This is a genomic window from Streptomyces sp. NPDC014727, assembly GCF_043083485.1.
Taxonomy (GTDB): Bacteria; Actinomycetota; Actinomycetes; order Streptomycetales; family Streptomycetaceae; genus Streptomyces.
In genome coordinates this window covers 1-1,210 of the sequence record NZ_JBIBYR010000082.1, presented here as the reverse complement: position 1 = coordinate 1,210, position 1,210 = coordinate 1, and the positions used below count along the sequence as shown (strand labels likewise).

2 protein-coding genes are annotated in these 1,210 nt (G+C 35.0%); both read left to right on the top strand.

Annotated elements, in window-relative coordinates:
- A partial coding sequence (locus ACF1B9_RS37995; protein ID WP_391795990.1) for a hypothetical protein occupies positions 1-265 on the top strand: 265 nt, incomplete at its 5' end.
- Positions 266-278: 13 nt separating this feature from the next.
- On the top strand, positions 279-716 hold the full coding sequence (locus tag ACF1B9_RS37990) for a hypothetical protein (protein ID WP_351072238.1): 438 nt from the start codon (positions 279-281) through the stop codon (positions 714-716).
- Positions 717-1,210: the final 494 nt, after the last annotated feature.

The window sequence follows — 1,210 nt, the reverse complement described above, 5'->3', positions numbered from 1 at the left end:
ACAAAGCATTACTTATGAATTGGTGAACGGCACGTATGAAGGGAAAGACTACGATATAGATAGATATTTCATTGTAGGTAGAAGGCCTTTATCTACTCATGAGCTTACTGTTTATGTGAACCATTTAAATAAAACCATTTCAGGTGATTGTATCCGCTACGGCTCATGGGGAGATATAGACCTTGATGAAGTAATGGAAATGTTAAAAATAGTAGAAGACGCTGGTGAGTTAAAAAGACCTTATGACGGTTACAAAGGTAAATAGGAGGGCTTGGTGAATGAATATAACTCCATTAGATAAACAATATTATTCTCATTATTGTAAGATTTGTAGGGCTCCTTTAAATGAGTTAATGGAAAATAAATGTACTGAATGTGGCTCAAATAATGTTGAATTGATTTATTACACACTCCAAGATGAACAAAGCAAAATGGTATGGACATATCTAAATGCTAGCAAACTAATCGAGTTAGCTAAGAAATCTATCCAGCATCATGACTCATCATTTAATTTTAATGAGTTTTCACTTGATAAAGCAATTAAAGCATTAGAAGCCGATGAATATTGCGTTACAGTACAGCAATGGATATTCACTATGACCAAAGATGAACTGGAAACGAAAGGCTGTGAGTGCGGAAACAAAGGACTTCTGCAGCTGGATATAAAGGAATTTGAATGTAAAGATTGTAGAAAAATTTATAGAATTGTTAATTGAATATAGCTGGTTAATCATAATGAAAAGGCAAGTGTAGACTTGTCTTTTTTGTCGTGTTGGTATGGCCTGGATTTACTCCAGCGCCGCTGCTTAACGTGGTATGACCTGGTGCGTCTCTCCGAGGTGTGATTTATTATCATATCACACCCCTCCGTTCCTCCCATCCCAACCACGTTTAAGGTTTTGATCGTTCTTTGACCTGCTGCGTCCCTTCGGTCCTACCATCTCAAGAACGAGAGCAAAACACCAGCTAAGATTATACGTTATCTCAAAATATTAATATTAAAGAATTTGAAGTTCCTTATTAAATAATTTTACGCAGTCATAACTTTAAAAATATACTGCAAATATATGTATGTAGAGAATTTATTAAAATATCTCTTTTTGGTCATACCTCTTCCCCATCCCCCATATATATAGAAATATCTTTAGGACACTAGGACAGTGTCCTAAACTAAAAATAAGAAATGGACTGATGTATATGAAGAAAGTAG